The organism is Fructobacillus papyrifericola (genome assembly GCF_018437235.1).
Taxonomy (GTDB): domain Bacteria; phylum Bacillota; class Bacilli; order Lactobacillales; family Lactobacillaceae; genus Fructobacillus; species Fructobacillus papyrifericola.
Genome location: NZ_JAAMFJ010000002.1, coordinates 337190 through 354036, shown reverse-complemented (window position 1 = coordinate 354036; position 16847 = coordinate 337190). Strand labels below are relative to the sequence as shown.

Below are 16847 nucleotides of genomic sequence, written 5' to 3'. Positions count from 1 at the left end.
AGTCCCTCGCAAGGAACAATAATTAGTATACCGGCTGCTTGGGGGTTGGTCAATGGTTTTTTTGCTTTTTTTCTGAGACTTTTGAATTACATCTGCTCGCGATGACTTTACTATACTTTTTTACGATTTTTATTTAATATATTTCAGATAATAATAAAAATATTTATTTTTTTAAATAAAATTTCCTCTTTAACCACTTTTCTTCGTATAATGGACTTAGTTTAATCCGTTCGAAAGGAGTGCCCATTATGCCATGTTACGTTCTAACAGATAGTGGCATTGCTCGTCGCTATCTAAAAAAAGTTCTGGTTAATCCCGTTTTCTTTGAAACCCCATCCGCTCTTCTGCACGCCCTTGGTCGTGTTAAAAAAGGACAAGTCGTTCTATTAGATTCTACCGTTCGTGGTTTTGCAACGGCTGGTTTGCAGACTGCCCAGTTGATTCGCCAACATGACCCAGATGCACAACTCATTATGATGTCTGAAGATGCCAGTATGGCCACCCGCTGTTTTGAAGCACAGGTTGGCCTACTCGACTTTATTATCAAGCAAGAGTATAGCGCGAGCTTTTTTGACCGACTAATTCGGGCGGTTTCAAAGGCCAATCTGAATTTGAAACGCATTTTAGATTTGCGTCCAGAACCCATCCGCTTGCCCGATGGTCGAACCAGTCGCCTATTTGATTTAACCCGTATCGTTTATTTTTCCACGGATAGTGGCAGCCACCACATTTTTGTTCACGAAATCGATCGACAGCGTCGCATTCGCACGTCCATGAAGGAACTGGCCGAACGACACAGCAACCTATACCGTGTTCACGCCTCCTACATTATCAACATTGCCTACCTGAATAGCTACGAACCAGGGGAGCGAAGCCTAACCATGGTAACGGGTCACCAAGTACCCGTATCAAGGCACTATGCCGGCAGCCTCCGGAACGCTTTGCGCTGGCCAAATGCGAAACGGGCGCTAACGGAACCAATTCGTTTGAACTAAAAAAGTCGTTGGGACAATGTCCCAACGACTTTTTCATTTGAATCAATTACTTATTCTTCCGTTGAATCATCAGTGGCTGCAGCGTTTTCATCTGCTTCCATTGGTTCCAACTTTGTAAAGGTGGCCACCTTCGAACCGTCTTCCAGACGAATCAAACGAACACCCTGTGTTGAACGACCCGTATTGGAGACGTCGGCAATGGCAAAGCGAATCATGACACCGAGATTGGTTGTCACCATGATGTCTTCGTCGCCATCAACCGTTACCATGCCGGCCAAAGGACCGTTCTTTTCGGTAATTGTTGCGGTCTTGATACCCTTACCACCACGACCCTTAACTGGGTATTCGCTCGCGGCGGTTTGCTTACCGTAACCCTTTTCCGTAATAACCAGAACGTTTTGGTTATCCATCAAGATGTCGGCACCAACGACTTCATCGCCTTCGCGGAGGTTAATTCCGCGGACACCAGCAGCGGCACGGCCCATCAAACGGACGGCCTCTTCGGCAAAGGTGACGGAGTAGCCATTGTGCGTGGCGATGATGATGTTTTGGTCACCATCGGTTTCAAGAACCTTCAGGATTTCATCATCTTCGCGAAGGGTCAAGGCCTTCAATCCGGAAGTTCTAATGTTTGCAAAGTCCTGCACCTTCGTTCGCTTAACGACACCCTTCCGGGTAACGAAGAAGAGGTTATCCTGACTTTCAGCAGGGTTCCCGTGGACCGTCAGCAAGCTTTGAATGGCTTCGTCTTGATCGAAGTTCAGCAAGTTAATCACAGGGATTCCCTTTGCCGAACGACCGTATTCAGGGATTTCATAGCCCTTCATCCGGTAAACCTTCCCCTTATTCGTAAAGAAGAAGAGGGAATCGTGGGTCGACAAGTTGGCCAATTGAGCAACAAAGTCTTCATCGTTCAGGTTCATTCCCTGAACACCACGACCACCACGGTTTTGCGCCTTGAATTCGGAAGCCGCCACACGCTTGATGTAACCGTTATTCGTCAACGTTACGATGACGTCTTCTTCTTCAATCAAGTCTTCGTCTTCGATACTCATCACGTCACCGACTTGTAATTCGGTGCGACGTTCATCACCAAAGCGGTTTTGGATTTCAAGCAATTCGTCGTAGATGACTTGGTCGATTCGTTCTTGATGAGCCAAGATGTCCTTCAAGTCGGCAATCAAGGCAATCAACTTTTGGTATTCGTCTTCAATCTTGTCGCGTTCCAAACCGGTCAAACGAACCAGACGCATGTCCAAGATGGCCTGGGACTGCTTGTCTGACAAGTCGTAACCGTCAATCAAGCGGCCCTTGGCCTCATCCGAAGTCTTTGAAGAACGAATGATGTGAATGATCTCATCAATGTGATCAAGGGCAATCCGCAATCCTTCTAAGATGTGTGCCCGGGCCTCGGCCTTCTTCAAATCGAAAGCCGTTCGGCGACGGACAACGGAACGCTGGTGATCCAAGTAGGCTTCCAAGATTTCCTTTAAGGAAAGGGTCTTTGGCGCCCCGTGGCTGATGGCCAGCATGTTGAAGGAGAAGCCAGTCTGCAAAAGCGTTTGCTTGCACAGGTTGTTTAGAATAACGGAAGCCGAGGCATCGCGGCGCACGTCGATTGAAACGCGCAGCCCGTCACGGTCGGATTCATCACGAATGGCGGTAATGCCGTCAATCTTCTTGTCACGTACCAATTCCGAGATTCGCTCAATCAAACGGGCCTTGTTAACGGCGTAGGGAAGTTCGGTCACAATGATCTGTTCCTTACCCGTCTTGGTCTGTTCGATATCGACTTTGGCACGGATGGTGATGGTTCCACGACCAGTTTCGTAGGCCTTCCGAATGCCGGCCTTACCCATTACGATTCCACCAGTTGGGAAATCCGGTCCTGGCAAGGCTTCCATCAAGTCAGCCGTTGTCGCCTCCGGATTATTCATCAAAATGTGCAAAGCCGAAATGACTTCACCCAAGTTGTGGGTCGGAATGTTGGTGGTCATTCCAACGGCGATTCCCGTCGCCCCGTTAACCAAAAGGTTTGGGATGCGGGCTGGCAGGACTTCTGGTTCCCGCTCTTCACCATCGTAGTTTGGTACAAAGTCGACCGTGTCCTTGTTCAGGTCACGGACCATTTCCATGGCGACTTTTGACAAACGGGCCTCGGTATAACGCATGGCGGCAGCGGAATCACCGTCAACCGAACCAAAGTTTCCGTGGCCATCGGCCAGCATGTAGCGGTAGGAAAAGTCCTGGGCCATGCGAACCATTGACTCATAGATGGCAGAGTCACCGTGGGGGTGATACTTACCCATGACGTCACCAACGATACGGGCGGACTTTTTATGTGGCTTATCGGGCGTGTTTCCCTGTTCAATCATCGAATAGAGAATTCGACGGTGCACGGGCTTCAATCCATCACGGACGTCGGGCAGGGCACGGGCAACGATAACAGACATCGCGTAAGACAAAAAGGACGTCTTCATCTGCTCCGATAGGTGGGTGTTTTTAATACGACTATCTTGTTCTTCTGGCATTTCTTACTCCGAATCAAGCAGTAGCTTAAATATCAAGGTCTTGGACGTAGACCGCGTTGTCCTCGATAAACTGACGACGAGGTGGCACATCGCCACCCATCAGCATGTCGATGACGGAATCAGCCTCTTCGGCATCGGCCGGATCCACTCGGAGCAAACGACGGTTTGCGGGATCCATGGTCGTGTCGGCCAGCTGATCGTAATCCATTTCACCAAGACCCTTGTAACGCTGAACCTTTGGCTTGGCGTTTGATGGTAACTGCGCCAAGTAATCGTTTAGTTCTTCGTCAGAATCCAGGTAGGTCATGTTCTTGGAATTTCCAAGGGACACACCATAAAGGGGTGGCTGGGCAATGTAGATGTAGCCTGCGTCAACCATTGGCCGCATGTAGCGGTAAAAGAGCGTCAGTAACAGTGTACGAATGTGGGCACCGTCGACATCGGCATCGGTCATGATGATGATTTTGTGGTAGTTAGCCTTTGAAACGTCAAAGTCCTTACCAAAGCCGGCACCAAGGGCCGTAAAGAGGGAACGGATTTCCTCGTTGGCCAAGACACGGTCTAAGGAAGCCTTTCCAACGTTCAAAATCTTTCCACGGATAGGCAAGATGGCTTGGGTCAGGCGGTTACGGCCCTGCTTGGCAGAACCACCGGCCGAATCACCCTCGACAATGAACAATTCAGAAATCTCGGGTTCCTTGGACGTGTTGTCGGCCAACTTTCCTGGCAAATTGGAAATTTCCAAGCCGGATTGCTTACGGGTCATTTCACGGGCACGCTTGGCAGACAGGCGAGCCTTTTGCGCAAGGGACCCCTTTTCAACGATTTGCTTGGCAACCGTTGGGTTTTCCAGCATAAAGCGGGCGAAGGTTTCAGAGAACATTCGATCAACGGCCTGACGAGCATCGGAATTTCCCAACTTCGTCTTGGTCTGTCCTTCGAACTGGGGGTCCGGGTGCTTGATCGACACAATGGCCGTCATGCCTTCACGGACGTCTTCTCCGGTCAGTGAATCCCCGTTTTCCTTGATCATGCCCTTCTTGCGGGCATAGTCGTTAATGACACGGGTCAAAGCCGTCTTAAAGCCAGTTTCGTGCGTTCCACCTTCATAGGTGTTGATGTTGTTTGTAAAAGTCTTCAGGTTTTCTTTGACTTCGGTGGTGTATTGGAGGGCAACTTCTACGACGATGCCGTTTTCTTCGCCTTCCACATAGACCGGTTGGTCGAAGAGGACTTCCTTGCCTTCGTCCAAGTAGGAAACGTATTCCTTGATTCCACCTTCGAAGTGGAAGGACTCAGACAGTGGTTCATCCGGCCGCTTGTCCGTAATCGAAATGCGCAGGCCCTTGTTCAAGAAGGCCAATTCGCGAACACGGGAAAGGAGGGTCTGGTAATTGTAGACCGTCGTTTCCTGGAAGATATCTGGATCTGGCTTAAAGTGAACGATGGTTCCTCGTTCGACTGGCAGATCACCAGACTTTTTGGTCATGGGTGTCTTCACCCGGCCCGTTTCAAAGTCCATGTAGTAGAGTTGGCCATCACGGACAACTTGCACGTCCAGTGCCGTTGACAGGGCGTTAACAACCGAGGCACCAACACCGTGCAAACCACCAGAGACTTTGTAACCGCCACCGCCGAACTTTCCACCGGCGTGCAAAATGGTAAAGACCGTTTCAAGGGCGGGCTTACCAGTCTTTGTTTGGATATCAACCGGGATTCCACGGCCATCATCGGTTACCGTGATGGAGTTATCCTTTTCGATTGTCACCGTGATGTGGGAGGCAAAGCCAGCCAGGGCTTCATCGATTCCGTTATCGACAATTTCCCAAACCAAGTGGTGCAGTCCCTGGGCAGTGGTTGTTCCAATGTACATACCCGGACGCTTCCGAACGGCTTCCAATCCTTCCAGGACCTGAATCTGATCGGCGTTATAGGCGTCCGCGTCGGTTGTCATCTTACTAGCGTTTTCGATCTCTTCAGCCGAAACGGCTTCGATTGCTTTGTTTTCTTCTTCAGCCATGATTCTCCTCTTGCTCCTTTTGTCCTTCCTCTTCAATCGTTCCGTCCTTGACCAAAAAGACTTTCGGTTCTTTGATCAACGACCGAGCGACCTCGGAAAGCGAGGGAGCGGTAATAAAGGTCTGTACTTTGTTTTCAATGGTCATCAGTAGGTGGGTTTGCCTGGAAGCATCCAGCTCCGATAAGACATCGTCTAATAATAGGACCGGGTATTCGCCGGTTTCTTGGTGCATCAAATCGATTTCACCAAGTTTTAAGGCCAAAGCAGCAGTTCGTTGCTGCCCCTGGGAGCCAAAGTTTGAAACGTCAACGCCGTTCACCAATATGACAAAGTCGTCTCGGTGCGGGCCCACCAGGGTCGTGCCCTGTTTCTTTTCCCGCTCAGCCTGCTTTGAAAAAGTCTGCTGCAAGGCTGTCTTCACCGTCTCCAAGTCGGTCAAGTCCGTGCTCGAAACCGCCGTTTTATACTGCAGCTCGAGCACTTCCTTTTGGTTGGCTACTTCGAGATGAACCTTCGCAGCGGCTTCGCCGAGTTCTTTTAGAAAACGCTTTTTTAGAAGCATTAACTTGGCTGCTAGTTCAATCAGCTGCTCGGTCAAGACGTCCAAAAAGACTTGGTCTTTTTTAGCGCCAAAGGACCAGGCCTTCAAGTAGGCATTGCGATCCTTTAACACTTGTCGGTACTGACTCGATAACTGCAGGTAGGTGCGGTTCATCTGGCCAAACTCGATGTCAATGAAGCGCCGGCGTACGGCCGGTGGCCCCTTGACCAAGTCCAAATCCTCCGGGGCGAAGAGAATGACGTTTAGCTGACCAATGTAGGTCGATAAACGGGGTTGGTCAAGGTGGTTAACCCGAGCTTGCTTGCCCTTATTGGACCAGGAAAGGGCGAGGGGCAGCTTACCGAAGCGGTTTTCAACCAGGCCGGCAATTCGCGCCTGTTCCTCTCCCCATTGCACCAAGTCCTTATCGACCTTGGTCCGGTGGGAACGGGCCAGGGCCAAGGCGTAGATGCTCTCCAGCAAGTTGGTCTTACCCTGGGCGTTTTGTCCTAAAAAGACGTTCACGCCGGGTTGAAAGTGGAGGTCAGCCTGGTCGTAATTGCGAAAGTGACTGAGCGAAAGCTCTTTTAGCTCCACGAAGCAGGACCTGTTGGGCGCTTTTTCGAAGTCTTTGCTTGCCCCGACTTCTTCGTCCGTGCGGGTTTGGGATTGCTCTTTTTAGCCGGCTTTTGCGCTTTTTGGAAGCGGGCAAGGATTGCTGCCTGTTCGGCGCGCTTCCTTGCTTCGTCTTCTGATTCAGCAACGATTTCAAAAACCTGGCCAGCCGTTTCCACCTGGTCTCCGGGATAAAGCTTCTTGCCCCGGCGGTTTTCTTTTTCACCATTCAATAAGACAAGGGCATCGGCGAGGTAGGCTTTCGCCTGGCCACCCGATGGGATGATGTCCTCAATTTTCAATAATTGTTGAAGGGTGATGTACTCTGTTGTAATCGCCAAGCGTTCGGCCATAATCTTCCCCTAATTCCTTACAGACTTACCCTGTTATTATACCATACTTCCCAGTATTTACCCCTAAGAGGCTTTTTTAGCTCTTTTCGTTATTTTTGGCGACTTTTGCCTCTTTGACCAAAAATTCCTTCTTTGCTTTACAAATGAAAAAAAAGACCCCTTGGGGTCTTTTTATGGAATACCTTAGAAAGTCCGGACTGGTGTGACCAGCTGCAACTGCTTATTGTCGGTTTCGCCTTCAGGGATAATGATGAAGGGCCGCAGGTTCGTTGTGAACTTCAATTCGACCGTCTTTCCCTGCAAAACGCGCAGGGCATCGCGAACATAGTCCGGGTTAAAGGAAATTTCTAGGTCATCGCCGGAAATCTTATCGGCTGACAAGGCTTCCTTGACTTGACCAACTTCCTGGGAATTACCGGACAGCTCTGCTTGTTGATCCTTGATGGTCAACAAAACCACGTTGTTCCGTGATTCGTGCGAAAGAAGAGAGGCACGGTCGATGGCACCGGAAAGCACACCGGCATCGATTTCGATTTCAGTGTTTGCTTCTGATGGAATCAAGCGGTCCGTTTCAGGGTAGTTTCCTTCAAGCAGGCGGGAGTAGAAAGTCGTGTTCCCGAAGGTAAAGACGGCTTGGTTGGCCGAAAGCTTGACTTCCACAACGTTTTGACCTTCCAAAAGGGACTGCAATTCGTTAAAGGCCTTGGCCGGGATAATAACGGAGGCCTCATCCACGCTTTCAGCACCAACCAGGGTGATGATTCGTTGTGACAATCGGTGGGAGTCGGTTGTGACAGCCTTGATTTGGTTGCCTGACAAGGAAAGATGAATACCAGTCAAAATTGGCCGACTTTCCTGAGTGGAAGCGGAAATTTTTGTCTGGGCAATCAATTCAATCAATTGAGCAGCCGACAGTTTCAGGGACTTGGTCTCGGTCAATTCAGGCAACTTGGGGTAGGCAGAGCTTGGTTGACCATTGATTTTAAAGGAGGCGGAACCAGACGTAATCAAGGCTTGCAAGCCTTCAATGGACAAAGTCATGTTGGCAGCAGGTAAGTGCTTGACGATGTTAATGAAGAAGGTGGCTGGCAATGTAATGCCACCGGTGGATTCAATCGTCAATTCATTTGTCGTGTCTTCTGCTGTCAACGTAATTTGAATGGAGATATCTGCGTTGGATCCAGTTAAGACCAATTGATCCTCTTGTAAGTCGAGTTTCAAATTCGTCAAAATTGGAATCGTCGTCTTTGATGAAATTGCTCGTGACACATCGTTTAAGGCTTTGATAAAAGCTTGTCGATTAATCGTAAATTTCATAGCACATGGCCTCCTTTGTGGCAGGTGCGATAGTTAACTAAATAGAGTAATAAATAACTAGTAATAGTAATAAGGGCTGCGGATTCCGGGGATTAGCCCGAAATCCTGAAGCTAGCAGGCTTTTGCCTGTGGAAAAGTCCGTGTATAACTGCTCGTTAATTTCCTGACTTATCCACAGGGCCTATTGGCCGTTTCTGATGTCTTCGGCCAGAGCCTGAATCATTTCCTTCATCCGGGCTTCCTTTTCGACCTGTTCTTCGATCTTGGTAAAGGCGTGGGAAATGGAGGAGTGATCACGATCGCCGAAGGCATGCCCAATTTGCGGCAGGGACATGTCGGTCATCGTTCGCGTTAGGTAAATGGCAACGTGTCGAGCCATGACCAAATCGGATTGACGACGACTGGATTTCATGTCGTCAACGGTTTGCATGTAGTAAGCCGCGACGACTTGTTGGATGCGATCGACCGTGACCACCGTCTTTTTGTTGGCGTTGATTTCATCCAAGATGGTCTTGGCCGTTTCAATGGTTGCCGGCTTGTTCATGTAGCGGATTTTCGCTTCGAACTTGTGGAAGGCACCTTCCAAGGTACGAACGTTGTCATCAACCGATTCACCGATTAATTGAAGCACATCGTTTGGAATGTCCAGGTCGTTTTGATCCTGCAGGTTTCGCAAAATGGCCACACGGGTTTGGACATCGGGTTTTTGAATATCCGAGGTAATCCCTTGTTCGAAGCGGGACTTCAACCGGTCCTGCAAATCAGGAATGTCGTTTGGATAGCGGTCCGAGGTCATGACAATTTGCTTATTGGCCTTGGTCAGAGCGTTAAAGGTGTTGAAGAACTCTTCTTGAACCTGTGGCTTACCGGCCCAGAACTGAATATCGTCGACTAGAAGCATGTCCAGCGACCGATAGGTCTTTTTAAAGAGGGCGGTCGCGTTGGTATCGCCACCCTTACGCAGGGAATTGGTAAAGTCGTTTAGGAAATCTTCGGCAGTCGCGTACTTGATTCGAGCGTTTGGATTGTCCTTGGCATACTTGTTTCCAATGGCCTGCATTAAGTGGGTCTTACCAAGTCCAACACCACCATAAATGAGGTAGGGGTTGTAGACTTTTCCAGGACCTTCGGCAACGGCTTGGGCAATGGCCCGGGCGTTTTCGTTACCAGATCCGATAACGAAATGGTCAAAGGTGAAGTCCGGATTCAAACCAGCGTCTTGGGAAAAGGGAATGTGTTGTTCACTTTCGAGAGGGGCTGTTTGGCTTGAAAGGGTTGGATTTGCCTGTTCGCTTTCTGAAGTATGGTTTGCAGCGGTCTTTTGAAATTCTGGACGAATGAATTCACCGGTTTCGTTGTTGGCGTATTCAACAAACTTCATGGAAATTTCGTTATTCCACTGATTGATTATTTTGTCGGCGAATTCGCCTGGAACTTGAATAATGAAACGATTGTTTTCAATTCCAACTGGTGTTAGTGGATCAACGAAGGAAGCAAAGCTGATTGCACCAAGGTCTTGGAAGAGTGAAAAACTGATTTTGTCCCATAGTTTTTTTGAACTGAGTTCTTCAGACATTGAAATCTCCAATAATGACGTAATAAATGAAAGTTTCGATATGGCTAGTATAGCAAAAAAAAATAGCCTAGCCTAGTTTTCCCCAGAAATGACAAAAGAGGAATGGAAATCCACAGATGTGGGTAAAAATGAAGGGGCATGTGTAAAAACGAGGGAACAAAAATTCGCTTTATCCCCAAATCCAAAGAGTTTTCCCCAGAAAGAAGCTTGATATTATCATCTTTTCTTCTTTTATCAACGTTTTCCCCAGGCATCAGTCCCCAACCTGTGGAAATGTGGATAACTTGTGTAAAATGCCGGTAAAAGACCTTTCTCTTTTGGACTTATCAAAGGGCTTTTGAAAAGAATGGGATAAGTTTGTTGATAAGTTTTTTCCTTTATATAGGATTTATTTTGGAAGATCCCCTTGCTGTGCTTGTCAGGGCAGGGTATCCATGGTATGATTAATCTCGAATTGCAAAGAAATTTGCAGACAAATAGTTAATGGAGGTAAATCCTAATGAAGCGTACATTCCAACCAAAGAAGCGTCATCGCGCACGCGTACACGGTTTCCGTAAGCGTATGTTAACGAGCAACGGTCGTAAGGTTTTGGCTCGCCGCCGCGCGAAGGGCCGCAAGGTATTATCTGCCTAAACAGGTCGCTGCTTGCAGTGGCCTTTTTATTTTCATTGATTCATGCAGGGAAGCCTGCGTACATAAGAATTTAGGTGGAAACTTATGCGTAAGTCATTTCGGATTAAAAAGCCAGAAGAATTCCAAAACGTCTTTGACCACCACCAATCGGTGGCCAATAAGTACTTTGTTGTCTATCGACTAAAAAAAGAAGAGCAAAAGCACTTTCGCCTTGGCCTATCGGTTGGTAAGAAAATTGGAAAAGCCCATGATCGTGTTCATGTTAAACGGCGGATTCGACAGTCGATGCTTGAACTAAAGCCAAGACTCGATCAGCAAAGTGACATCTTGGTCATTGCAAGACCCAGTGTCGCTGGCGAATCACAGGCATTTATTAAACAGCAACTCACCCATGTTTTGGGATTAGCAAAACTTTTAAAGGATGATCAACATGGCAAAGATTAACAAATGGGTCAAAACAATTGGCTTTCTCCCACTCTTTCTAGCAGCATTGGCCGTTATCGGTATCATCGCCGCTGACCAGTCCTATACCGGCTATGTACCGGGGTCTGGCCTTTGGGGTGGCTTCGTTTCCTTCTTTATTCGTTCCATCCTCGGTGTTTCATCTTGGTTTGGTACTTCTTATGGAATGGGAATCGTCATCTTCACGATTTTTATCCGACTTTTCATTTTGCCATTGATGGTCTATCAAATGGATTCAATGAAGAAGATGCAGGTTCTTCAACCCCAGTTGAAAGTCCTGCAAGAAAAGTACGCTGGCCGTGATACAGAAACGCGGACCTTGCTTGCTCAAGAACAGCAGGCTCTTTATAAGGAACACGGGGTTTCACCATTTGCCTCTATGTTACCTTTGTTGGTTCAGATGCCGGTTTTGATTGCCCTGTATCAGGGAATCCATAACTCAGCGGTTCTTCGTTCTGGCTCTTTCCTCTGGTTAAACTTGGGAAAGCAAGATCCTTACTTTGTTTTGCCAGTTCTGGCTGCGCTCTTTACCTTTGGGTCATCCTGGTTGTCAACACAGGCCAACCCGCAGCAAAACGCCATGACGAAGATCTTGCCTTTCATCTTCCCATTCATTATCTTCTTTACTTCTTTAGCTGTGCCTTCTGCGGTTTCCCTTTACTGGGTAATCGGAAACCTTTTCCAGATGGTTCAGACCTTTATCTTGCAAAATCCGTTTAAATTGAAGAAGGAACGGGAAGAAGCGCGGGCCAAGGAAAAGGCACGTGCACGTAAGTTACGTAAGGCAACTCGTTCAAAGAAGCGCTAAGGTTCACTTTTCTTGATATTTTAAAAGGGGTCGGGCACCATGATTGAAATGTTAAAAGAAAACACCAAATTCCGCTGGTACCATGTCACCAACATGTCAGAAGACGACCGTGAACAGCTCTTGCAAAAGCACGGGTTAACGGAGCAGATGTTGGGATATGCCACTGATCATAACGAATCGGTGCGCATGGAATTTGATCCAGATGCTGACGAGGCATTGATTATCTTAGACATCATTTCTGCCGAGCCAGAACCCGTTTTAACTCGTCCGATTGGGATTGTTTTGGTTCATGGCGACCTCTACACCTTTGCTCACCGACCAACGGATTACATGAAGAAGGAATTCTTGACCGGTAAAATTGATGGCCACCGTCCGGATGATGAAAACATTTCCGTTTTCGAGTTTCTCATTACAGGGATTTATCCATTAATGACGATGTATGGTGAGGAAATTACTGAAATCAACCGTCAGCGTCGTGCCATTCAAGCGCAGTTCGGTAATCGTAAGCAGTTAACCAAGCAGACCAACGACTTGCTCCACCTGCAGATTCAAATGATTTATTTGCAAAACTCACTGGCCAATAACCTCATCATGTTGGACCAGATTCGCCGCTCTTACCAAAGTCACATTTCAGAAGATGATTTGGACTTGCTGGATGCCGTCCGGGTTGAAGTTGAACAGGCCCGGGACATGGCCGGTTTGGCAATGGAAGTCATCAATGCCGTGACTAAGGCAACTGGAACCTTAGGTAACCGTGATCTGAACTGGACGATGAAAGTCTTGACGGTTTACTCGATTGTCTTTACCATTCCAACGGTCGTTTCCGGCTTTTATGGTGAAAACGTCGATTACCTACCATTTGCCAACCATGCATCCGGTTGGTGGGTAACCATCGTTATTATGATCTTGCTGATGGTTGCTGCAACATACGCCTTCCATCGCTATGGTTTCTTGAAGAAATAAAAAGGATATTTGAAGTAAACAATTCGATCGATTGTTTGCTTCTTTTTTTATATCTTCTGGGCCTTGGAATCTTTTTTATAAGGCCCTTCTGACGTATAATAGTCATGAAAGTAATTTTAGGAACATTGGAGGCATCATGCGATTCAAAGCTCGTGAAAGTAAAGAATTCCAAGAACAAAAGAACCGTTTGATTAAGAAGTCATCAGAAGGGATGGTTTCCTTCCGGCGCTTCCTCTTCGCCCCCAACCTTTTGACATTTGTGATTTCTGTTGTTGTTGGTAACGCCTTTGGGTCGACGGTGAAAGAGTTAGTCAGCACACTCTTTCACTTTTTCTCCGCTCTTTGGCGCTGGTTAGTCCGACCAAGTCACCCAATTAATTTCTCAAGTACATGGGCTAATCTATCGGACTTCTTAACGTCTGCCCTGACCTTACTGGCAATCGCTCTGGCTGTTTTCTATTTCATCGAATTCGTCAATAACTGGTTAATTGGTGCGGAGCAGGAGAAGTGGGGTTACGATGAACCTCACCAGGACTCATTGGATATGCAGAAGTTGCAAAGGGAGAACAATGACTTGGTGAAGAAGAACATTGCCTTACAAGAGGAGATGCTTCGTTTGTTAAAGGAAGAAAAGAAGGAGAATTAAGTAGATGAAGATTACGACAGTTTATACAGCAATTATTGCCCTTGTTTTATTGTTTATCTCAATTGCCAGCTGGGTCTTTAAAGCAGAGGGAGTCGCCTTGGTTTCAGCAAACCTAGCAACGATTATGCTCCTGGTTGTTTACCTCTGGGATAATCGAAAGAACGGAAAAGATTAAGCAATTCTTAAGAAGGTTGTTGTTTTGTTAAGCTAAACCTTGGGTTTAGCTTTTTCTTTAAAATGTTTCACGTGAAACGTTTTAGCTGTCTGTTTCACGTGAAACAATTAAGGGGGGGCATATGCTGTTTAAAGATCAAAAAGTAGTGTTTAACGACGTTGTGGTACCGAATAGCGTTGGGAAAATCCTGACAGATATTCCTTATGGAAGAAAGAAATGGCAATCCTTTGATTTATACCTGCCAAAGGAAATGCAAGGGGACACTCTCATCCCACTGCTCTTAGATTTACAGGGTGGGGGGGCCTTGTTCGCGGAAGGAAGTCTTCAGAAAAATTGGCACCAATGCTACGATTAACCGAGGAAGGCTATGCCGTTGCCTCCATGAACTATTGCCTGGTTTCTGAAAAGAACTATTCCTTTCCTAAACAGATTGCCGAAGTGCGGGCTGTGCTCCATGCCTTGAAGGAAGGGGCACAGAAATGGCGATTGGACACCAATCGTTTCTACCTAGCAGGCGAATCGTCGGGTGCGCAGCTAGCCTTGCTAACGACGGCATCGGTATCGGCCGGCGTAAAAGTTGGTTATGAAGACGGCTTGGAAGATGGACTCGAAGATTTGCCGGTGATTCAAAAGGTCATCGCTTCGTATGGGCCATACGAGTTTGATCGTTTCAAAGAACAGTTTGAAGCAGCAGAGATTCAGCCAAAGTATGCAGAGTCTGGCTCGCAGAATTCCTTTGAAGGGTTAGCCTTAGCGGGCCATCAGGTGAATGAAAATCCCGTTGGTGTCAGCCAAGGTAATCCAGCTAACTATTTTACGGAGGCGATGCCTGAACTCTTTGCCATGGCAGGATTAGCGGATCAAGTTGTTCCCTACCAACAGAGCATGGAAATGGTTGAACGCTACGAAAATATGACCGGGAAAAAGGCGAAGACCTATTGGTTGGAAGGCGGCCATCACGGAATTAGAGACTTTGATAACGAAAAGGTTTACCAAATGAAAATTGCCTTCTTAAATGCCTAATAAAAAGGACTGATTGCTATCAGTCCTTTTTTTGTAAGAGTTTATGAAAGTGCGAATGCCGTTCCTGAAGTGCTTCAACTAATCGTTTTGATTCTTCAAAGATCAGGGTGTTGACATAGGGGCGTGGGATAACCGTGTTAAACCAGCGTTCACCTTCCAGTGGAATTCCGGAAACGAAGAAACCGTCGACTGGTTGATTGTTTTTGTCGAGAACAGTCAGGGTTTTCAAGTCGACTTTAATCGTGTTACCGAGGAGGAGGGAACCGTCTGATTTACGCAAACGATCGTTTTTTCGAATCAATCTCTGCTTTTGTAAGGATTGAATCAAGGGTGATTTAGCAATGTTGAAGTTAATCTCTGATAAACGAGCCTCGATTAACGCAGTACCTTCAAAGTGTTGGCCGTAACGATCGGTGGCAACAAAGGTCGAATGGCCGCGACTAGTTTTAAAACCAGGGCCGGCAATTTCCAAAATGCCAGCATCCATCAGAGCTAGTAACTGCTGCATACGAACGAGGGGAGGACCGGCAGATAGCTGGTTATCGAAGGCTCGAAAAGTCGTTAACATCTTCTCGTAGCCATCAGCAAAGAAGTAGTTTTCGTTATAAAGGGTACGAATTGTATCACGCATGTCCCGTAAGATGTAGTAAGAACCAGTCAGGGGCGACCAATCATTACCAAGTTTTGCCGATCGAATATCGTTTTCGATGTGCTTGTGTAAGTTTTTTTGGAATGTTTTTGCATCTGGCCATTCCATCGCTGGAAAAACAAGGCTATCCCAATCGATGCTCATATCCAAATGGAGTCCATACTTCTCGTTGATGGAGGACCAGCGTTCCGGATGCATTAGATCCGAAATGATCGAAGCCTTTGAAACACCCGTATCCAATTTCAGTAGCTGAACCTGATTATAAAGATACTTAAAAGTCAGCTCTTGTTTTAGGGTTTTCATGAAGTGTTCGAAGGAGATCTTGCCAAGATTATTACTTGCCTCTTCTTTCATGCGCTTCAAGGTAAAGAAGTGGGGCTGGTAGACCTGAGCGGATTCCTTTTGGTTGACGCCCTTTGTTCGTGGGGGTAAGCCGTTAAAGGCACCGGCAACAATGTGTGGTTCGTGCCCGGAGGGGCGGTATGTTAAGGAACCATCGTTGTTAGTAACAAAAGTACCGCCTTTGGCACCGGTCAAAGATAAGATGACATCGAAAAAGGAGAGCCCTAATCCTTCGATTAAGACCTGATCATTTTCATTAATTTTGTCAAAGTCGTTTTCAGCCGGGTGGGAAGCGGGGAAGTAGGCCAGGCTGTGCCGCTTAGCAAAGGCTGCCAGTTCCTTCTGCTTTTTGTTTGGTTGATTATCAATGTGACCGGGAGCCAAAACTACTCGGTCGTATTTACTAGTAAAACCATCGCGCCCCGTCAATGAAAAGCGTCGCGCGCCCTTTTCCATATCAATGATTTCTGTTTGATGAAAGTGGATGTGAATGTTTTTTGGGCAAGCAGCTTGCACTTCTTCAAAGTACCAGGCAGCATAAACACCGAAAAGGCCACGCGAAGCAAAGGTGTTTGCGGAAATCAATGTTAAGACTTCGTTTCGGTAGGCATCAGGATATTCTGGGTGATCATTTAAGTAGTCGAAGGCAACGGTCTGCGCCCAAGTTAAGAGGTTGGGGCGTTCGATTGGTGTTTCGTGATCCAGTAATTCATAGTCGTCAAAAAGAGTGACCTGGTTGGCGTAGGTATTCATTAAGAAGGCATGGTTATTGGTCAAAAAAGGATCCCAAACGCGGCCACCGATTGGTTGGGGGTCGAAGAGGTCGATTTCATAAGTTGCTTTTGTATTGACGGTAAAGAGTAACCGTCCTAAAATGGCCAGGTTTCTGGGACCCGCACCAATGAGTGCAATTTTCATCGAAGATTTGCTCCTGCTATTCAAACAAAAACGCCAACATCAGATGTTAGCAAGGCGAATCAAACATATATCAAGCCCGGTAATTTTGTAATCGATAATGATATGTTCTATACATACATTGTAAGAAAAAGGATGAAATATGTCAAAAATTACAAAATAGACCAATCACTTAGAATGGGCAGCCTTGAGCTGATGTGCTATAATAAATTCATCATTGTTGCAGAGCGGAAGGGCACTGGTACAAAGAGAGCTGACGGTGCTGTGAGTCGGTCTAACTCT

16 protein-coding genes are annotated in these 16847 nt (G+C 47.0%); 9 read left to right on the top strand and 7 right to left on the bottom strand.

Annotated features, from left to right (window positions below):
* Positions 1-248 precede the first annotated feature (248 nt).
* Positions 249-995: a response regulator transcription factor gene (locus tag G6R28_RS05400; protein WP_213793211.1), complete on the top strand. Its 747-nt coding sequence runs from the start codon at positions 249-251 to the stop codon at positions 993-995.
* 50 nt (positions 996-1045) lie between these two features.
* Here the strand turns inward: G6R28_RS05400 and gyrA are convergent, their stop codons facing one another.
* From gyrA to dnaA, 6 genes are all read right to left on the bottom strand, one after another.
* The gene (gene gyrA, locus G6R28_RS05395) at positions 1046-3526 is read right to left on the bottom strand and encodes a DNA gyrase subunit A (protein WP_213793210.1); all 2481 of its coding nucleotides are present in this window, start codon (positions 3524-3526) and stop codon (positions 1046-1048) included.
* A gap of 25 nt (positions 3527-3551) precedes the next feature.
* Positions 3552-5546, bottom strand: a complete 1995-nt coding sequence (gyrB, locus tag G6R28_RS05390; RefSeq protein ID WP_274381087.1) for a DNA topoisomerase (ATP-hydrolyzing) subunit B — start codon at positions 5544-5546, stop codon at positions 3552-3554.
* Positions 5539-6684, bottom strand: a complete 1146-nt coding sequence (gene recF / locus G6R28_RS05385) for a DNA replication/repair protein RecF (protein WP_213793209.1) — start codon at positions 6682-6684, stop codon at positions 5539-5541. The genes gyrB and recF overlap by 8 nt, the downstream gene beginning before the upstream one ends.
* Complete coding sequence (yaaA, locus tag G6R28_RS05380; protein ID WP_213793208.1) at positions 6675-7055, bottom strand: S4 domain-containing protein YaaA; 381 nt, start codon at positions 7053-7055, stop codon at positions 6675-6677. Before yaaA ends, recF begins: the two co-directional genes overlap by 10 nt.
* Positions 7056-7238: 183 nt before the next feature.
* Positions 7239-8372: a DNA polymerase III subunit beta gene (dnaN, locus tag G6R28_RS05375; protein WP_213793207.1), complete on the bottom strand. Its 1134-nt coding sequence runs from the start codon at positions 8370-8372 to the stop codon at positions 7239-7241.
* A gap of 181 nt (positions 8373-8553) precedes the next feature.
* Complete coding sequence (gene dnaA, locus G6R28_RS05370; RefSeq protein ID WP_213793206.1) at positions 8554-9948, bottom strand: chromosomal replication initiator protein DnaA; 1395 nt, start codon at positions 9946-9948, stop codon at positions 8554-8556.
* 493 nt (positions 9949-10441) lie between these two features.
* On the opposite strand from dnaA, the gene rpmH reads away from it, so the two are divergent.
* The 8 genes from rpmH to G6R28_RS05330 all read left to right on the top strand — a co-directional run bounded on the left by rpmH (position 10442) and on the right by G6R28_RS05330 (position 14659).
* Positions 10442-10582, top strand: a complete 141-nt coding sequence (gene rpmH / locus G6R28_RS05365) for a 50S ribosomal protein L34 (RefSeq protein ID WP_213793221.1) — start codon at positions 10442-10444, stop codon at positions 10580-10582.
* 84 nt (positions 10583-10666) lie between these two features.
* The gene (gene rnpA / locus G6R28_RS05360; RefSeq protein ID WP_213793205.1) at positions 10667-11026 is read left to right on the top strand and encodes a ribonuclease P protein component; all 360 of its coding nucleotides are present in this window, start codon (positions 10667-10669) and stop codon (positions 11024-11026) included.
* Positions 11013-11852, top strand: coding sequence for a YidC/Oxa1 family membrane protein insertase (locus G6R28_RS05355; RefSeq protein ID WP_213793204.1), 840 nt, complete (start codon positions 11013-11015; stop codon positions 11850-11852). The genes rnpA and G6R28_RS05355 overlap by 14 nt, the downstream gene beginning before the upstream one ends.
* Before the next feature lie 39 nt (positions 11853-11891).
* A complete protein-coding gene (locus G6R28_RS05350; protein ID WP_213793203.1) occupies positions 11892-12815 on the top strand; it encodes a magnesium transporter CorA family protein in 924 nt (307 codons plus the stop codon).
* A gap of 136 nt (positions 12816-12951) precedes the next feature.
* Complete coding sequence (locus G6R28_RS05345; RefSeq protein ID WP_213793202.1) at positions 12952-13461, top strand: MscL family protein; 510 nt, start codon at positions 12952-12954, stop codon at positions 13459-13461.
* A gap of 4 nt (positions 13462-13465) precedes the next feature.
* Positions 13466-13636 (top strand): hypothetical protein, encoded by a 171-nt coding sequence (locus tag G6R28_RS05340; RefSeq protein ID WP_213793201.1) that lies wholly within the window; start codon positions 13466-13468, stop codon positions 13634-13636.
* Between the two features lie 121 nt (positions 13637-13757).
* On the top strand, positions 13758-13991 hold the full coding sequence (locus tag G6R28_RS05335) for a hypothetical protein (RefSeq protein WP_213793200.1): 234 nt from the start codon (positions 13758-13760) through the stop codon (positions 13989-13991).
* Complete coding sequence (locus G6R28_RS05330) at positions 13979-14659, top strand: alpha/beta hydrolase (RefSeq protein WP_213793199.1); 681 nt, start codon at positions 13979-13981, stop codon at positions 14657-14659. Before G6R28_RS05335 ends, G6R28_RS05330 begins: the two co-directional genes overlap by 13 nt.
* Before the next feature lie 19 nt (positions 14660-14678).
* Here G6R28_RS05330 and G6R28_RS05325 read toward each other — a convergent pair whose 3' ends face one another.
* Positions 14679-16568: an FAD/NAD(P)-binding protein gene (locus G6R28_RS05325; protein WP_213793198.1), complete on the bottom strand. Its 1890-nt coding sequence runs from the start codon at positions 16566-16568 to the stop codon at positions 14679-14681.
* Positions 16569-16847 lie beyond the last annotated feature (279 nt).